The following is a 1057-nucleotide window of genomic DNA, read 5'->3' on the forward strand; positions in this document are numbered from 1 at the left end:
AACGTGCGGGGGGCGAGGACAGCGAGCGCGGCCGGAACCAGATACGCCAGGCCGGCCTCGACGGCCAACGGGCCGGCGAACAGGGCGGCGAGCGCACCATGCAGCGCGACCCCCCAGGTCGCCGTCGCCAGCCGCCGGCGACGGGCGGACGCCCGCGGATCGCGGTGGTTGCGGGCCGGGGGGAGCCGGGACGGGCCGGACGGGACCGCGCGGGGTCGTGGTGCTTCGAAGTCGGATGACACTGGAGTACCTGCCTGACGGGAAGGGGGACGCGGCGGCGTCGCGCCGGAGGGCCGGACTGGTAGAGGGCCGGGCTGGTAGAGCGCCGGACCGGTGGAGCAGCGGACCGGCGGGACACCGGACTGGCGGGACACCGGACTGGCGGGACTGGACGGCGGCGGAACGTCGCCGCCGCGGGTGGCGCACGCGAGCCGGGATCGCGCGCTGCGGGGGCCGGAGGCCGGCCGGGCCACCCGGCGGATCAGAGGGCGGCGACGAGCCTCGGCAGGTCGGCGACGTACTCGGCGACCGTCGTGTCGGCGAAGTAGCGCACGCGGATACGGTCGTCCGGACCGATCCCGAGCACCTGCGAGGCGTGGCTGACCAGGTACGGCGGGCCGTCGGCACCGGAACCGGAACCGGAATCGGCACCGGCCCGGGCGGCCGGGTCGGCGAGGGCCACCGGCACGCCGACCGCCCGCTGCGCCGCGTCGATCTGCGCCGGGGTGCCGGTCAGCCCGACGAACCCGGCGTCGAACTGGGCGAGCCAGCGGCGCAGCACCGCCGGGGTGTCCCGCACCGGGTCGGTCGTGACGAAGACGACCGCCACCTTCGCCGCGATCGCGGGCCCGGCGACCTGCCGGGCCGCCGCAAGGTCCGCCATCGTCGTCGGACACACGTCGGGGCAGTGCGTGTACCCGAAGAACAGCAGCGTGGCGCGATCGGCGGTGGCGCGGGCGAAGTCGAAGCGGCGCCCGGCGGTGTCGGTCAGGACGAACGATGGGCGCGCCACGGCGACCCCGGGCACGGTGCCGTGCCAACCGCCGCCGGCTGTGGC

At 77.0% G+C, this 1057-nt stretch carries 1 protein-coding gene and 1 pseudogene; both read right to left on the reverse strand.

Annotation, left to right across the window (positions count from 1 at the left end):
* Positions 1-242 (reverse strand): annotated as a pseudogene (locus tag ND748_RS32575) (glycosyl transferase); the annotation flags it as partial.
* 239 nt (positions 243-481) lie between these two features.
* On the reverse strand, positions 482-1057 hold a 576-nt coding region (locus ND748_RS32580), incomplete at its 5' end, for an SCO family protein (RefSeq protein ID WP_251750101.1).

This window comes from Frankia sp. AiPs1 (assembly GCF_023716945.1).
Lineage (GTDB): Bacteria > Actinomycetota > Actinomycetes > Frankiales > Frankiaceae > Frankia.